Raw genomic sequence first — 15,059 nt, forward strand, 5'->3', positions numbered from 1 at the left:
AATACATCCATTTTCCCTTTAAATTAGAAGCTTATGGTATAAACGTGTTTAGTAATTAAAAGAACCGGGTAATAGGAGTTTTGGCATATAAAAAATAGGAGGATTAGATTATGAAGGGGTCGCTAGATACATATAAATTTCTGGAATTCATCCAAGAAAATAAAGAGGATTTTGAAGATTCATTATTAAACGAAGCATCTAATGTGAAAGAAAAAATCGAAGAAATTTTAACGGTCGGTAATATTGACCTGATAACTAATGCCCATAGTCTGATTCAATACATTATTGAGGGTAAAGAACAAGAACTTCAATCATTTGCTAAGCAAGAAGGTATAGCTTGGGCGACACACGCAATACCATTATCTTTCAAATTAGAGTGGGTGCAAGCCATTCGAAGAACCTTGTGGAAGTTCCTACAAGAATATAATGAGGTAACGAATAAGGCTTTAACTGAAGAATTTTTTTCGGTAGAAAAAAAGGTAAATAATCAAGTAGACAGGTTTTTAAATGTTTTTTTTATCACCTATTCTCAATACAAAGATTCATTGATAATGGCTCAAAAAGAATTGGTTGAAAATCTTTCGGTGCCTATAATACCAATAACACCCACTATATGTATTTTACCTTTAATTGGTGCGGTTGATCTTTACCGAACGAATATTCTCGAGGAAAAAGTTTTAATAGAGATTGGAAAATTACGTATTCAAACATTGATTATGGACTTATCTGGAATTATGGAAATGGAGCCTGAAGTAATTGATCATTTAATGAAGATTATTGACGGCACTTCATTAATGGGATGTACCACCGTGATTACCGGGTTAAGAGCTGAAGTGGTTAGAAAAATGATAAACGTAGGAATAAGATTAAATGAAAAAGCACAAACATTGGGAACTTTACAACAAGCATTGAATAAATACTTATTAAGTTAAACACGGAGAATCTTAGAGGTGGGTCGCTTTGCCGACTCTTTTTTTAATTGGCTATATTCTGACCAACTGTCTAAATATTTGTTCCTGCCCCGCAGTTACATCTCGGTATAAAAACTATAGTGAGGGTATTTAGTATTTAATTCAACATCAATCAATTCATTTTCATCTTCAACTAAAAAATGCCCGGTTAGTAGCATAAAGAAAGAGCTGACAAAACAAACTGTGAAACAAAAAAACCTCTATTAATTAGAGGTTTTTTTAGAACTATCTTGCATAACTTTATCAATAGCTGAGATAGTAGATTCTATATCGTCACAGGTTTCGATAATTTGTGTATCCAAATGTGTTAGTTCATAACAATTATTGTCATAGCATACAGACAATAACGGTATACCATTTTTGTTTTTGAAAGTTAATGTTATTTCACAGTTAGTATACTGTTTTAAGGTTTCTAACATTGTTTTAATGTGGTTTAAGGACATATCGTCTTAGTCTCTCTTCTATTACAGAGGGAAGATGACTAAGAGAAGTCTGGAGGTGCCCCATATAATTCTAATTTTAACTCTAATTAAATATAACATACTAATGATTAAAAGTATTGTTATTCGATGTAGCTATACAGTACGAATACACTACACTTGTAACAAACCTGCCCCTTTAGTGCCATAATAAAAAGACTACCTCAGCAACCTTTCTTATTGAATTAAAGCACCCGTTAGTGCATTAAGAAATCCTGTATGGAAACAAATAAAGAGATAACAATGCTCATATATCCCACAAAGCCTTTTCTGTCTTTTTGAAGTTCTGCTAAACCTATTTCCAATATAAGTGTCCCTAAGAAAAACATACAATACGGCATTAACTCGGTTTAGATTCAGTTATTAAACTATAACTTGATAGAACAATAACAGCTATTGCTAAGATAATTCTAATCATATCCCCCCATTTTTTTCGCAATCTATTATGTAAAACATACCCAAACTATAAAATAAACGAACTCATTTAAAGAACAAATCCTAACTTTTATTAATAGCCTTATAAATGATAAGGGGTACTTTTTCTCCAATTTAAGCTTAAGATGGAAAATCGATGGTTCTACGGCATTGCCAGGATGTTGTTATTACCTCAGGAGAAATAGTTTTGTTACTTCAGACAAATAACCCAGTCGTAAGACTTGATAAAGAATTGGATGAGCTCATTCAGATTGCTATCAAAACGGAAATACTGTTAGAGGAAATTAAGTATTTTTTATCAGGAAGTAAATCAGTATTTACATTTGAAAAAAAATGAGTAAATACGTTGTTGGTTCTCGCTGAGGTAAGATGGACAATTCAATATAATAAAAATGTTTGTGTACTGGTTTTATTAAGCTTTAGGGATATTACCCTGCCATGCTGCAACGGATCCTGAATCACACCATCCGTTTAATGCATTATTTAGGGGTTGCTGGAAGAGAAAACGAACATAAAGTTCGATGCACCTCTCTACTGCAATGCTTTTCCAATACCTTTACTGCCGCCTGTCACGAGTGCCGTTTTATCTTTTAATCCCAGGTTACTTTAGATCCAATCCTTTCTATGGGCGTCTATTGTTGATTATATATTAACAATAACTTCTAGTCATAAACAAATGAACTATGGCTGATTTTCTGCTCCAATACTCAATAAAGGAGGGAAACCACTAAGATGGTTTCCCTCTAAAATGTTCCGTCTTGTTTAGTATAAGGTATATTCTTATACTTGCTGAGCAAGGACAATTATCATCACGATTCCCATTTTTTGTTGAACAATTCAAGGAAGCAGAGATGGAATGAGATAAGTGAACTCCTTATACAATAGGAAGCCAGCCAGGGATGCCAGTATAGTACTCCCACATTTTATCAGAAATAGCCAGTTCTTTTTGATCTTTTTTAGATAATGTTGTACGGATTTTGTTTTCTTCAACGGCTTGTACTTTTTGTACCCACTGAGGTTCCATTATCAATTCCCTCCCTAAAGCGATTAAAGGGTACACCTGTTTCAAATGCTTTCATCACTTCTTCGGGTGCCCGCAGCATCCCAACACCCATCACAGGAACATGATCGCCGACACGCTCATGGATCATAACAACTCGGGATGTCTGATGTTATCATCACGGATTGATCCGTTCCAAAAGCCGCCGACAGAATTATGGAGATAATCCAGGTCCTGGTCCGCTAACTTGTCCACTAATTCCAACGTTTCTTCCATGGTGATGCCAGGATTCTCTCTTTCTTCATGCGATAACCGATAGCCGATGATAAAAGGTTTTGTTGCATGGTCTAAAACTGCTTTTTTAACGTCGTCAACTACAGCAAGCGGGAAGGACATACGTTTTTCCAGCGTTCCACCCACCCAACTTGTCAGTTCTGCGATTTGAGTGTGGAGAAAAGAATTGCTGAATCAAATACGTATTGGCACCATGGATTTCAACTCCATCATACCCAGCTTCAATTGCTCTTCTGGTTGCTTCACCAAATGCTTTAATAATTTCATCGATTTCGTCTGCTGTCATTTCCCGAGGTACCACGGCATCGTCCCGTTCCGCTGCTACCGCACTCGGAGCAATTGGTTGACGATCGAGCAATTCTTCAGGCGGGCACATTCTGCCACCCCATAAAATTTGTAAAATCGCCTTTGAACCTTATTCCTGTATAAAACTGTCGCCACACGTCTTAAACTAGGGATTAAGTAATCGGAATCTGCACCAAATTCACCCGGGAATCCTTTTCCATTCCTGGTGACGTATGTGCATGCGGTGATTACCGCTCCTACACCACCGGCACGTTCTTGATAATACGCAACTTCTTCGTCTGATACTTCACCATTTTCATGTGCTCTTGTGTAGATATGGGTGCCATTGTAATACGGTTCTTTATTTCAACTCCAGAACGGAAGATAAATGGTTTAAAAGCAGCTTCATATTTTGGATTCATCTCTTTTTCTCCTTTTGTTTACATCAAGTTTGTTAAAGGATTTTGCTATTTAACAAATGGATAACATAGACTACAAAAATTTCTTTGACAGGCACATTTTTATATTCTATACAAAAAAATTTATAGAGATACATTAAAAGCTTGCCATAAGGATCGGCCAGTTTTGACCTATTTTAGCTGAGTAATTTCTGCCAATATTTCACAGGAATGGAGGCGGGCCTTATGATCGTAAACCTGGGTGAAAAGCAAATAATTCTTGTGCTTGATATTTACTTGTATGTTGAACAAAACCAACTTCTTTAGCTAATTGAAGTTCTTGAGAAAAGAGATTCATTTCGTCTGAAACAGAAAAACTCATAGAAAACGCCATCCTTCCTGTATATTTCTACAAAAAGAATAGCGTTTTTTTCGTTATGATGATACAAATTCACCTTAGCTTGATGGCGATGGGTTACCACCAGCAAAACGCGAATTTACAACGTTAAGGAAATACCAACATTAAAAAGCCCAATTTCTCAGCATTAAATTGAGAAATTGGGCTTTTTTCCATACTGTAGATAATGCCTCGATTGTGGAAGATCAATAAAATTGAACAAAAAAGTGATTATTGATCTGCCGCATTTTTCACTGCTACGACTGCTTTGGCATAATCCGGATGGTTTGTCGCTTCAGTTACGTATTCCACATATGTTACTTTATTGTCTTTATCAAGAACAATGATTGCACGCGCTAACAAACGAAGTTCTTTCATCGCTACGCCAAGGGCTTCACCAAAGGAAAGTTCACGGTGGTCAGACAGCATCTTCACTTTCTCAAGACCGGCTGCTTTACGCCAGCGAGATAAAGCAAATGGTAAATCTACGCTTACAGAGAGAAATTCTACGTTATCCATTTTTGCAACTTCCTCATTAAAGCTCCGAGTTTGCATATCGCAAATACCTGCAGCTGCATCTATAGAAGCGATCACACTAATCAAATGAACGCTTCCTTTGTCGTCATTCAATGAATATGGCTGTAAATTTTCTGAAAGTGCAATGAAATCAGGATCTATGTCTCCAACTTTTAATTCTTGAATGATAAGAGTTACAGGTTTCCCACCAAATGTAATTGAATTTTCCCTTTCAATTGGCATACCTAATACCCTCAATATTTATCTAATTTTGTTATATAGTGTACTTTATTTAATGTGTTATTCTTCGAATAACAAAAAGTCGGATATCAACTTAAACAGGATGATATCCGACTTCAACTATTTGGAGCGTTTACCGTAACCGAATTAAGAGTTTAATTTCTCGATGGCTTCTTGAGTTGTCCAAACACCACTTGAACGAATCCAAAGTTTACAATTCCTGCATTGAATGCATCTTTACCAGGAGCAGCTGTTGCATCACTCACGATATAAACTTTGAAGCCTTGTTCTACTAATTCACGCATATGGGAGTCAACACATAGGTTTGTATTCATTCCTCCACTAATAACCGTGTTAATGCCACGTTTACGAAGTTGTAAAACTAAATCATTCGATTCTGGACCAAAGATTTTATGTGGGCTTGTGATGATTGTTTTGTCGTCTTCGAGATATGGTTTAAATGACTCGTAAAAGTCAGCTCCTGATGCAGATTCAATCTGTTTTTGAGGACCTTTGCTTTGGAACATATTGTTTTCCTGCATCATTGATTCTCCCGCACCTTTAATTTTCCAGTTTTTATCATGAGGGTAGTAATAGTATTAAAAGTTGAATGTTTACTACTAATTCTTAATGCTCAATTTTAGCTATTTCCTCACATAAGAAAGTCAGCAGAACCGCCGCCTTAATTTTAAAAGAACCGTTATATTTGAAAATTCTAAAAATTAACTGCTACATCTTTGAGTGAATCATATCATTTCACAGAAACTTTACCTTGAACTTCAATTTTAACATCTGCTTTTTTCAATATATTTCCGACATCGCACCCTTTATCTGCTGCTTCTGTCGCTCTTTGTGCAGATTGAATTTGTTCTTCTGTCGCGCCAGCAGATAAAACGATGTGAGGATAATGGATAATTTTAAACTCATTATCAGATATACTTGCCTCAGAGTTCACTGTAAGTTTCGCCACAGGAAGTTTTCTGCTTTCAAGCACAAATGTTAGTGTTGCTGCATAACAAGTTGTTACAGAAGCAACGAGAACCTCTTTTGGATTTGCTCCGTTACCACTACCTCCTAATGATGTTGGAATAGCGATTTTTGTATCAAGATACTCCGCTTTAAGGGTTCCATTCCCTGTTACCCCACCATCCCAAATAGCATTCACATTTATTTTCATATCAGCCATAATTAACACTCCCTCAAATAAATTAACTGCATAAATATCTTGCCTATTCACGTATATTTTTACTCTATGATAGAGGTATTTTCATTTACTTTTTTAATTTCTGCTACGAGCTTTTATTGGTATGGTGATCTTCTTCCCTCTTGAACAACTAGCGGCGTAAATTTAATAGATTGACATGGTTATTTACGAAAGTTAGCTTATTCGTAAGATTTCAAAGAAAGCACGAAGTACTGGATTTATTGACAAAAGGGCCATGACCCGTTCCTTTAGCAAAACCGGCTATGCATGACGAAGGAATGAAAGGGCATATGATTATGATGAATCTGGATGCAAAAGCTCATTATACAATTAGTCAAACCGCTCAAGTTCCGAAAATATCTATCGATTTAACGATGAATACTCAGATAAAAGATGTCCCGCCTTGGCTTAATGTAACCGCAAATAAAGATATCCCAAAAATGGAAAATCTTTAGAATAAACATTTTAATGAAGAAGTCCCGCAATTAATCTCGTTGTTTCAAGAATACCAAGTAGATCCAATCGGGTTTGGAGACATGGTTAGAGCAAAATCAAGAAAGTGGAATTATAGCCGGTTTCAGGATATGTATCCCCATCTCAAAACTACAGTCAATACAAAGGTGAATATTATACAAACAGGTGTCGGGGAGTATGGATTTCATTTTTGAAGAGGAGAGGAATAAGGTGCACACTTTAACAGATGAACGATTTTTAGTATCTCCTTTTTTCTTTTTATTTCTGATTTACTCTAATATTATTGGTGTGGGAATCATGGGTTTTCAAAGAGATATTATAAAGAGTGCCGGTTACGATGCATGGATTTCCGTCCTATTATCAAGTATAAGCATTCATGTTTTAGTTTGGATGACATATCTCTTCTTACAATTGCTAATAACGATATCATTTATATCCATCAATTTTGCTTTGGGAAATGGATTGGCGGGTTATTAAACGTTTTTATCATCATCTATTTTCTTGTAGTGGCATTGATTGTTTTACGTGTTTATATTGAGGTTGTTCAAGTTTGGATGTTTCCTTTAATGAAGACATGGTAAATAAGCGTGATTTTTCTATTCCTTCTTTATTACATTGCTTCCATTGGGTTTCGTGTGATTACCGTGGTGTGTTTCTGGAGAACAGTTATACCTTTTGTTTTTCTGTTTCCCCTTTTATTCTTTTCCTTAAAATTTGCCCAATTCAATCATTTACTGCCTCTTTTTAATCATTCGGTTAAGGAAATATTAGGATCATCTAAAATAAAACGATGGTGTTTCAGTTTCTTGGCTTTGAGACTCTACTCATGTTCTATCCATTTATCAAGAACCCTGAAAAATCAAAAAAATGGGCCCGTTTCGGGGTTTTGTTTACAATCTTCTATACCCTTCCATAACAATCATTACTTTTGTTTTCTTTAATGAAGAGCATCTCAAACATACGATTTGGCCGACCTTAACTTTACTTAAAATTGCGGAAATGCCTTTCATAGAAAGAGTCGAATATATTGTCGTTTCCTTATGGTTCCTTGTCGTATTGCCTCATATTAGCGGGCATCTATGGGCAGTCTGCGGCGGACTCAAAAATTTAGTAAATATCAAACAACGTATCAGCTTATTCATTTGCCTCTTTTTATTCTTTTTGTTCTCTAATGTATTAGAGAGCCATAAACAGATAGAACGATTAGCTGATTTATACTCATCTGTTGGCTTCTATTTTATATATTTGTATGTCCCTTTTCTCTTTTTAACGATTAACATTAAACAAAAACTAACTAAAAAGGGTTTTGATGCGAGAATAATTCGATAAGGATATTAAATTTCCCCGATAAAAAAAACTGTATGGAATAAATTCTACACAGTTTTTTTGAAATTCTTATTAGATTGTCAGCAACTCCAACAATATTCCCTCTTTAAAGTGAATTTTCAAATAATATCCAATGGCATTTTCCTAGTAGGTTTAGGAAATACTTGATCAATTCTACTGAGATCTTCTTCAGTAAACTCAATTGTTGCTGCTTCAGCATTTGCTAAAACATGTTCATCTTGAACCGCTTTTGGAATAGAGATGACGTTATTCGAACGGATGGTCCAAGCAAGAGCGATTCGTAATGGTTGGACATTGTATTTGTCAGCAATATCATGAATAGCTGGATCGTTTAAAAGCTGTCTTATTAAAGAGCCTCCTTGAGCAAGGGGACTGTAGGCCATGATTGGCATGTTATGTTCACGCTGCCATGGTAAGAGATCGAAGTCGATTCCTCTTGAACCTAAATGGTATAGCACTTGGTTTGTTACACAATTTTTTCCATTTGTGGTGTTCCATAGCTCTTCCATATCAACCGTGTCAAAATTAGAGACGCCCCATCTTAAAATTTTCCCTTCTTCACGTAGTTTTTCCATTCCTTCAATTGTTTCCTCTAAAGGAACATGTCCTCTCCAGTGGAGAAGATATAAGTCCAAGTGGTCTGTTCCGAGTCGTTTTAAGCTGTTTTCACATGCTTTTGAAATTATATCTAAACCTGCATGATGGGGATACACTTTTGAGACTAAAAAGACTTCATTTCTGCGTCCTTTAATGGCTTCGCCAACTAAGCGTTCAGAATCGCCATTTCCGTACATTTCAGCAGTGTCAATAAGTGTCATGCCCAATTCTACGCCGAGCTGCAAGGCTTTTATTTCTTTGTCTCTCACTTGGGGATTTTCCCCCATGTACCATGTTCCTTGTCCTAAACTAGGTAAAGAAGTGCCGTCAGGTAGGGTTACCACGTGTTTGGCTAATGCATTTTTAATTTCCGCTCTTTTCTTTTCATCCATTAGGCTCTACCCTTTCTATTATGTATTTGGGTATCATAGAAGTAGAATGTTAACGTCTCTTCGTATAAACTACGCATATATTTAGAATTTCCGTAACCAACAAAGCCATTCTTTATTGCATGATATGGCCATTACTGCTTCCGTCTGTGCAAAAAAACAAAGAAAGTGAGGGTGGTCTGTAAGTGTCTGACACTTTGAGTCAACCTCACCACTTCTATTCTAAATCAATTTATCAATCGACTTTGATATCAATGGATTAGATCAGATGAGCTCCTCCATCGATAAGAACCGATGTGCCAGTTGTAAACCCATTTTTCGCTAGGTAAACATAGGTTTCAGCTATATCTTTAGGTTGAGCAACACGTCCAACAGGTAATTGCTTAGCAATCCCATGGTACATAATTTGTCTTTCATCTTCTTGAATTCCGCCGTAAAGAGGAGTGTCAACGATACCAGGTGATACCACGTTTACTCTGATAGGTGCCAGGTCTACTGAAAGTCCTCGTACTAATCCATCGATTGCTGAATTAATGGAAGCTAGAGTCGTTGCACCTTGAGGAGGACGCACACCATATACACCAGAAGTTAATGTAATAGAACTTTCATTATTCAAGTATGGAAGAGCAGCACGAACCGAAATATACTGCCCCCAGAACTTACTATCAAAAGCCTCTCTTACTGTTGCAACAGGCAGTTCGCTAAAGTGACCCATTGCGCCTTCACCTGCAGTAACCACTAGGTGATCAAATTTTCCAACCTTCTTGAAAAAGTCAGCAACCTTTTCCTCGCTGCGAAAGTCGATTTCATAGCCCTCTACGTTACCACCAAGCTTCACTTTTGCGTCAGATAATTTTGAAGCAGAACGGCTAGCAATAATGACTTGAGCGGATTCATCGATAAACGCCTTAGCAGCGGCTAAACCAATACCAGATGTACCTCCTAAAACAACCACTCTTTTTCCTTTTAATGACAACGTAATTCCTCCTTTATTCATACGTTTGTTTAACCAGCTTGCGGATTCTGATTAAAGAATCCGCAAGTTAGATATATTTAAGTTTTTACATCACCATTGTTATTTAGCTAAAAGTTTTAGTGATTCACGATTGAATGCTGGAATATCTTTTGGTTCTCGACTTGTTACAATATTTTTGCTGATGACAACTTCTTCGTCTTTATAATTTGCACCAGCATTTTTCAAATCGTTGCGAATGGATTTATAGCCAGTGATGTCGACACCTTTTAAAAGGTCTGTATCGATTAACACTTGTGGTCCATGACAAATGGCAAAAACGGGTTTTTCGTCTTGGATAAATACTTTTGCAAATTCCCCAAAACGATCGTCTTCACGCAATAAATCGGGAGAGAATCCACCAGGGATAAGCAACGCATCAAAGTCTGCAGGATGAACTTCATCAATGGATTTATCAATTTTTACGGTTGTGCCTTTTTTACCAGTTACTTCGTTCCCTGATTGTTTGTCAATCGTGATAACTTCATGACCAGCTTCTTTAAAGGCTTGTACTGGTTCAGTGTACTCCACATCTTCAAATAGGTTTGTTATAAGCGTAGCGATTTTTTTACTCATGTTCATTAACCTCCTTAAAATCATAGAACAGAAGTAAAAATATTCATTTCCGTACCATGTTCTGATTATCTTCATTAGAAGTTGATTTTATCTCCGTTGTAAGCCGCAATATAGATTTTTTTCATATCCTCCACCGATACTTCTCGTGGATTGGATGGAGTACAAGGATCCTCAACAGCTCCTGCTGCCATCTTGGTTCAGGTGTTTTTCAAATTCTGCTTCTCCCACACCAAATTCCTTTAGTGTTAATGGCAGATTCAAAGATTTGTTTAAACGACGGATGAGGTCTGTTAACGAGTCAATCAATTCGTCATCCGTATTTCCGGTTAAACCAAGCATCCTTGCAATATCCGCATATCTTAAGCTTTCCACCTTTCTATTATAATCAATCACATATGGCAAGTAGAGTGCATTTGCTGTACCGTGCGGAATTTCAAAAATGGCTCCGCTCTTATGGGCTAAGCTGTGGACAATTCCTAAAAATCCATTGGAAAAGGCCATGCCGGCTATGGCCTGGGCATAATGCATTTCTGCCCTTGCCTGTTTGTCACCTGATAAGGGAGTGAAGTATCCGGTTTTTGGATATGAAATTACGCCTGACATTGCAATCGTTGATCCTGAACTGACGTATTCCATGCCTGCTTCGATTGTAGCCTATACGGGGAGGATGCATTGACACATGGCATTGAGGCATATGTATCCACCCTGCACAACTCTTTTACTGATCCGCTGGCCATGCAGTCGATTAGGCAAGTGGTAGAAAATATTGAAAAATCCGCAGTCCTAGTCCGTAATAACGGAGAATGGAGATACATCACTGCCTGTTCCGCTAGTAGTTGAAATGGCAATAAAGCGAGCTTTTTCACGCAATGTTGGCAGTACATTTGGAGCCTTGATTTGGTCAAATGGCAGTTCGGGGTTTTCATAAAAAATCCACATCAACTTAGCCGCATCAAGCGGAGATCCGCCGCCGGCAGCAATGATCCAATCCGGCTGGAATTCTTCCATCTTCTTGCCGCCGTTTTGAGCGGTTGTAATAGATGGATCGTTTTCAACACCTTCGATTAGTTGCGTCTCAATGCCTGCCTCTCGTAAATAAGTTTGGATTTTATCGAGATAACCGGATTTTTTTTATCGATTGACCGCCAATAACAACCGTCGCTTTTTTCCCTTCAAGGGTTTTTAAAACTTCTAAGGATCCTTCTCCAAAATAAACATCTCTCGGAAAAGTAAATCGATTCATATGTGTAAATTCTCCTTTTCTGTGGTGAAATTAGCAACTTTAAGGTTCCCTTATCCATTTTTTTAAAATTGAGTACGTCATAAGTGTTTCCCATCATCTTAAATGTTACTAATGAACAAATTCAGGTTCTCCCTCAACAATGGTCCTTACTATATCTTCTGCTTCGATTTCGAGTAATTTCTCCAAGAACCTTATGGTTCCTAATACTGCTTGAATATCCCCCTCTGTTTGAACGTCTTCCATTTTCTTTTGAACAATCAGTTCATTTATAACTTGTTTGAAAGCCCGGGTCTTTATAAGCCATTCTCCAACAAGTTTCTTTGTTGCGTCTTTCTCGCCTGTATTTTTCACTGCAAATAAACTTTCCGTTTTTGTTTCTACGAGCGTTACGGAACCAAAATCGGAATCCATACGGATGCGAAAATAATTCTTTCTACTGTCATAATATCTTTCTTCTTTTAAAAGAAAATACTCTATCCCTACTGTGATTTCAAAAAAGGGTTCTGTCTCTGTAGGATAATGTAGTTCTCTTACATCAACACTTTTTACAACGTCTAAATACGTCTCCAAACCATATTGGGTACTAATGATTTTTGCATCCATTACGTTCATGACTTCACTCCCTTTTTCACCTTGCGGATTGTTTTAATATATAATAATCTTTTTTACTAAAATCCATCCCACATTAACCTAATCGCTTTTTTCAACTGCATGTCCACCAAACTCGTTCCGAAGGGCAGCAACCACTTTCCCTGTAAAGGTGTCATGATCTAAAGAACGGTAGCGCATCAAAAGAGACATGGCGATCACTGGAGTGGCTACCTGCAGATCCAAGGCCGTTTCCACTGTCCACTTTCCTTCTCCTGAAGAATGCATGGTTCCTTTGATTTGTTCTAAGTTTGCATCTTTAGAAAATGCACGTTCTGTTAAGTCGATGAGCCATGAACGAATGACTGAACCGTTATTCCATACTCTTGCCACTTTTTCATAGTCAAAATCAAACTCACTTTTCTCCAGTACTTCAAATCCTTCGCCAATCGCAGCCATCATCCCATACTCGATTCCGTTGTGGACCATTTTTAAGAAATGACCGCTGCCTGCTGGACCAGCATATAAATATCCTTTTTCAACCGCTGTGTCTCGAAATATGGGTTCAACCATACTCCAAACTTCTGAATCCCCGCCGACCATGTAACAAGCTCCGTTACGCGCTCCTTCCATTCCCCCGGATGTACCAACATCCATAAAGCTTACACCAACTTGCTTTAGCTGGCCGTAGCGGCGAATGGAGTCCTTATAATGAGAATTACCAGCTTCGATTATGATATCGCCTTTACTCAAGTATGGAGTGATCTCATTTATAACTGAATCGACAACAGCGTGCGGAACCATGATCCAGATAATTCTAGGGCCGTCCAGGATTTTAATAAGTTCCTTAAAACTCGATGTTTCTATAGCACCGTACTTACTGATTTCTTCTACAGCATTAACATTTAAATCGAAGGCGGCTACTTCGTAGTTGTGGTCAATTAGATTTTTCCCTAAGTTTATCCCCATTTTCCCTAACCCGATTAATCCAACTTGCATCCTCTTGTCCTCCTGTACTATTCGTGTTGTTAACGTATTTTTAATACTTTTACTGATTGATCTTTTGAAATCATCTCATACTTAGACCCTTGGTATTCCCACCAATAAAACCCGTCCTCTTTTAAAAGTTCATCCGAAGCACCCGGCCCCATCGAACCTGAACGATACAAATGTAAGGGGACTGTGTTTTCCTCAAACGCTTCTAAAACTGGCTGCACCCAATTCCACGATAATTCCACTTCATTCCAGTGGGCAAAGAATGTCGAGTCACCGCGTAATGCATCAAAGATTAAGAGTTCATAAGCTTCGGGTATGTCTTTTGCTCCTGTTGAGAAGTCAATTGAAATAGGCTCAATTTTCCCGTTTTTTAGCGGATTCTTACTATTCAATTGTAACGATATCCCTTCATTGGGATTGATATTGACAATTAATAGATTTGGTTCCGTTTGTTGATCGGATCCATACAATTCCTTCACTGGATTTTTAAACTCTATGACGATACGAGTCGACTTTTCCTTCATTCTCTTTCCTGTACGGATATAGAAAGGAACTCCTCCCCAAAAATCATTATCAATCCATAAACGGGCGGCAACAAAAGTATCATTGACAGAGGAAGAATCAACCCCAGGTTCCTCCCTGTATCCAACCACTGGCTCATGATTCATTTCTCCGGCACTATATTGGCCACGGACAACTTGAGAACCGACATCCTCTTTCTGCAAAGGCCGCAATGATTCCATCACCTTTCTCTTTTCATTCCGGATATCTGCCGCACTTGTCGTTTTTGGTAAATGCATGGCCATCATCATCAACATTTGCAGCATATGATTCTGGAACATATCCCGGATGGCTCCGGCTTGATCATAGTAGCCCGCTCTATCTTCTACTCCAACCGTTTCACTAGCCGTTATTTGTATATTGGCTATGTGCTGATTATTCCATAAGGATTGAAGCACAGGATTGGTAAATGCCAATGCTTCGAGGTTTTGAACCATTGTTTTGCCAAGATAATGGTCTATCCGGTAAATTTCCTCTTCGCTAAAAGATTTGCGTAGCCTTTGATTTAAATCTTGGGCGGAAACCATATCATGCCCAAACGGCTTTTCAATAATCAGGCGTTTCCATCCATTGGTCGTTCCCAATCCGCTTTCTTTAATATTAGAGGCGATTACATCGAAAAACTCGGGTGCAACAGACAGATAGAATAATCGATTTTCAGGAATATTTAACTCCCGTTCACGCCTCTGAACCAAATTAAGCAGTTCTTGATACCCTTTCACATCCGTTACATCTAATTGGCTGTAACGAAACGCGTCGATAAATTCTTTTAATTTAGCTTTATCTTCGATAAAGCGTCTAGAAAATGTTCTTAATGAATGTTCTACATTTGTTTGAAATGTACCATCCGATAGTTCTCTCCTGCCTAACCCAATAATTGAAAATGACTGGGGCATCTTTTTATCTAAAAACAAATTAAAAAGAGCCGGATAAATTTTTCTTTTGGCCAAATCACCCGTTGCTCCAAACAAAACAAAGGTCATAGAATCCACTTTTCATTCCTCCATTTTTCAAAACACTTTGCAATAGAAAAGGTAGGTACCTACTCTAATACTTG

General features: G+C 37.6%; 19 protein-coding genes and 3 pseudogenes. 7 read left to right on the top strand and 15 right to left on the bottom strand.

Features of this window, described 5'->3' with window-relative positions:
* The first annotated feature begins 110 nt into the window (after positions 1–110).
* Positions 111–932, top strand: a complete 822-nt coding sequence (locus JFV29_RS11300; protein ID WP_201183539.1) for an STAS domain-containing protein — start codon at positions 111–113, stop codon at positions 930–932.
* A gap of 715 nt (positions 933–1,647) precedes the next feature.
* Here JFV29_RS11300 and JFV29_RS30340 read toward each other — a convergent pair.
* Complete coding sequence (locus JFV29_RS30340; protein WP_342214651.1) at positions 1,648–1,791, bottom strand: DUF3953 domain-containing protein; 144 nt, start codon at positions 1,789–1,791, stop codon at positions 1,648–1,650.
* 281 nt (positions 1,792–2,072) lie between these two features.
* On the opposite strand from JFV29_RS30340, the gene JFV29_RS11310 reads away from it, so the two are divergent.
* On the top strand, positions 2,073–2,222 hold the full coding sequence (locus tag JFV29_RS11310; RefSeq protein ID WP_157444554.1) for a hypothetical protein: 150 nt from the start codon (positions 2,073–2,075) through the stop codon (positions 2,220–2,222).
* Between the two features lie 537 nt (positions 2,223–2,759).
* Here the strand turns inward: JFV29_RS11310 and JFV29_RS11315 are convergent.
* The 5 genes and pseudogenes from JFV29_RS11315 to JFV29_RS11335 all read right to left on the bottom strand — a co-directional run bounded on the left by JFV29_RS11315 (position 2,760) and on the right by JFV29_RS11335 (position 6,201).
* Positions 2,760–3,886, bottom strand: a pseudogene (locus tag JFV29_RS11315) (NADH-dependent flavin oxidoreductase).
* A 220-nt stretch (positions 3,887–4,106) separates the two neighbouring features.
* Positions 4,107–4,244 carry a hypothetical protein gene (locus tag JFV29_RS11320; protein ID WP_201184277.1) on the bottom strand — a complete coding sequence of 46 codons (138 nt, stop codon included), beginning with the start codon at positions 4,242–4,244 and terminating at the stop codon, positions 4,107–4,109.
* Between the two features lie 246 nt (positions 4,245–4,490).
* Positions 4,491–5,018 (bottom strand): thiol peroxidase, encoded by a 528-nt coding sequence (gene tpx / locus JFV29_RS11325; protein ID WP_201183540.1) that lies wholly within the window; start codon positions 5,016–5,018, stop codon positions 4,491–4,493.
* A gap of 152 nt (positions 5,019–5,170) precedes the next feature.
* Positions 5,171–5,557 (bottom strand): isochorismatase family protein, encoded by a 387-nt coding sequence (locus JFV29_RS11330; RefSeq protein ID WP_242486846.1) that lies wholly within the window; start codon positions 5,555–5,557, stop codon positions 5,171–5,173.
* A 209-nt stretch (positions 5,558–5,766) separates the two neighbouring features.
* Entirely contained in the window at positions 5,767–6,201 is a 435-nt protein-coding gene (locus JFV29_RS11335; protein ID WP_201183542.1) for an OsmC family protein, read from the bottom strand.
* 281 nt (positions 6,202–6,482) lie between these two features.
* Here JFV29_RS11335 and JFV29_RS11340 point away from each other — a divergent pair, with 281 nt between their 5' ends.
* The 4 genes and pseudogenes from JFV29_RS11340 (at position 6,483) to JFV29_RS31655 (ending at position 8,022) form a co-directional block, all read left to right on the top strand.
* Positions 6,483–6,674, top strand: a complete 192-nt coding sequence (locus JFV29_RS11340) for a hypothetical protein (protein WP_201183544.1) — start codon at positions 6,483–6,485, stop codon at positions 6,672–6,674.
* 12 nt (positions 6,675–6,686) lie between these two features.
* A pseudogene (locus tag JFV29_RS11345) lies at positions 6,687–6,887 on the top strand (Ger(x)C family spore germination C-terminal domain-containing protein); the annotation flags it as partial.
* 103 nt (positions 6,888–6,990) lie between these two features.
* Positions 6,991–7,609 (top strand): annotated as a pseudogene (locus tag JFV29_RS31000) (GerAB/ArcD/ProY family transporter).
* The gene (locus JFV29_RS31655) at positions 7,561–8,022 is read left to right on the top strand and encodes a GerAB/ArcD/ProY family transporter (RefSeq protein WP_242489193.1); all 462 of its coding nucleotides are present in this window, start codon (positions 7,561–7,563) and stop codon (positions 8,020–8,022) included. Before JFV29_RS31000 ends, JFV29_RS31655 begins: the two are co-directional and overlap by 49 nt.
* 116 nt (positions 8,023–8,138) lie before the next feature.
* Here the strand turns inward: JFV29_RS31655 and JFV29_RS11355 are convergent, their stop codons facing one another.
* The 4 genes from JFV29_RS11355 to JFV29_RS30345 form a co-directional block, all read right to left on the bottom strand.
* Positions 8,139–9,029, bottom strand: coding sequence for an aldo/keto reductase (locus JFV29_RS11355; protein ID WP_207205134.1), 891 nt, complete (start codon positions 9,027–9,029; stop codon positions 8,139–8,141).
* A gap of 256 nt (positions 9,030–9,285) precedes the next feature.
* Positions 9,286–10,002, bottom strand: coding sequence for an SDR family oxidoreductase (locus tag JFV29_RS11360; RefSeq protein ID WP_201183548.1), 717 nt, complete (start codon positions 10,000–10,002; stop codon positions 9,286–9,288).
* 99 nt (positions 10,003–10,101) lie between these two features.
* Positions 10,102–10,614 (bottom strand): type 1 glutamine amidotransferase domain-containing protein, encoded by a 513-nt coding sequence (locus JFV29_RS11365; RefSeq protein ID WP_201183550.1) that lies wholly within the window; start codon positions 10,612–10,614, stop codon positions 10,102–10,104.
* A 171-nt stretch (positions 10,615–10,785) separates the two neighbouring features.
* A complete protein-coding gene (locus JFV29_RS30345) occupies positions 10,786–11,250 on the bottom strand; it encodes an iron-containing alcohol dehydrogenase (protein WP_242486847.1) in 465 nt (154 codons plus the stop codon).
* A 36-nt stretch (positions 11,251–11,286) separates the two neighbouring features.
* On the opposite strand from JFV29_RS30345, the gene JFV29_RS31370 reads away from it, so the two are divergent.
* Positions 11,287–11,454, top strand: coding sequence for a hypothetical protein (locus JFV29_RS31370; protein ID WP_342366548.1), 168 nt, complete (start codon positions 11,287–11,289; stop codon positions 11,452–11,454).
* Here JFV29_RS31370 and JFV29_RS30355 read toward each other — a convergent pair.
* The 5 genes from JFV29_RS30355 to zwf all read right to left on the bottom strand — a co-directional run bounded on the left by JFV29_RS30355 (position 11,398) and on the right by zwf (position 14,994).
* On the bottom strand, positions 11,398–11,721 hold the full coding sequence (locus JFV29_RS30355) for an iron-containing alcohol dehydrogenase (protein ID WP_342366551.1): 324 nt from the start codon (positions 11,719–11,721) through the stop codon (positions 11,398–11,400). The genes JFV29_RS31370 and JFV29_RS30355 overlap by 57 nt on opposite strands.
* 1 nt (position 11,722) lies before the next feature.
* A complete protein-coding gene (locus JFV29_RS31010) occupies positions 11,723–11,857 on the bottom strand; it encodes a hypothetical protein (protein WP_274606936.1) in 135 nt (44 codons plus the stop codon).
* A gap of 108 nt (positions 11,858–11,965) precedes the next feature.
* Positions 11,966–12,469, bottom strand: a complete 504-nt coding sequence (locus tag JFV29_RS11375) for a hypothetical protein (RefSeq protein ID WP_201183552.1) — start codon at positions 12,467–12,469, stop codon at positions 11,966–11,968.
* A 78-nt stretch (positions 12,470–12,547) separates the two neighbouring features.
* Positions 12,548–13,444 (bottom strand): phosphogluconate dehydrogenase (NAD(+)-dependent, decarboxylating), encoded by an 897-nt coding sequence (gene gnd, locus JFV29_RS11380; protein ID WP_201183554.1) that lies wholly within the window; start codon positions 13,442–13,444, stop codon positions 12,548–12,550.
* Between the two features lie 29 nt (positions 13,445–13,473).
* Positions 13,474–14,994 carry a glucose-6-phosphate dehydrogenase gene (zwf, locus tag JFV29_RS11385; RefSeq protein WP_201183556.1) on the bottom strand — a complete coding sequence of 507 codons (1,521 nt, stop codon included), beginning with the start codon at positions 14,992–14,994 and terminating at the stop codon, positions 13,474–13,476.
* Positions 14,995–15,059 lie beyond the last annotated feature (65 nt).

The organism is Peribacillus sp. TH16 (assembly GCF_016651095.1).
Taxonomy (GTDB): domain Bacteria; phylum Bacillota; class Bacilli; order Bacillales; family DSM-1321; genus Peribacillus; species Peribacillus butanolivorans.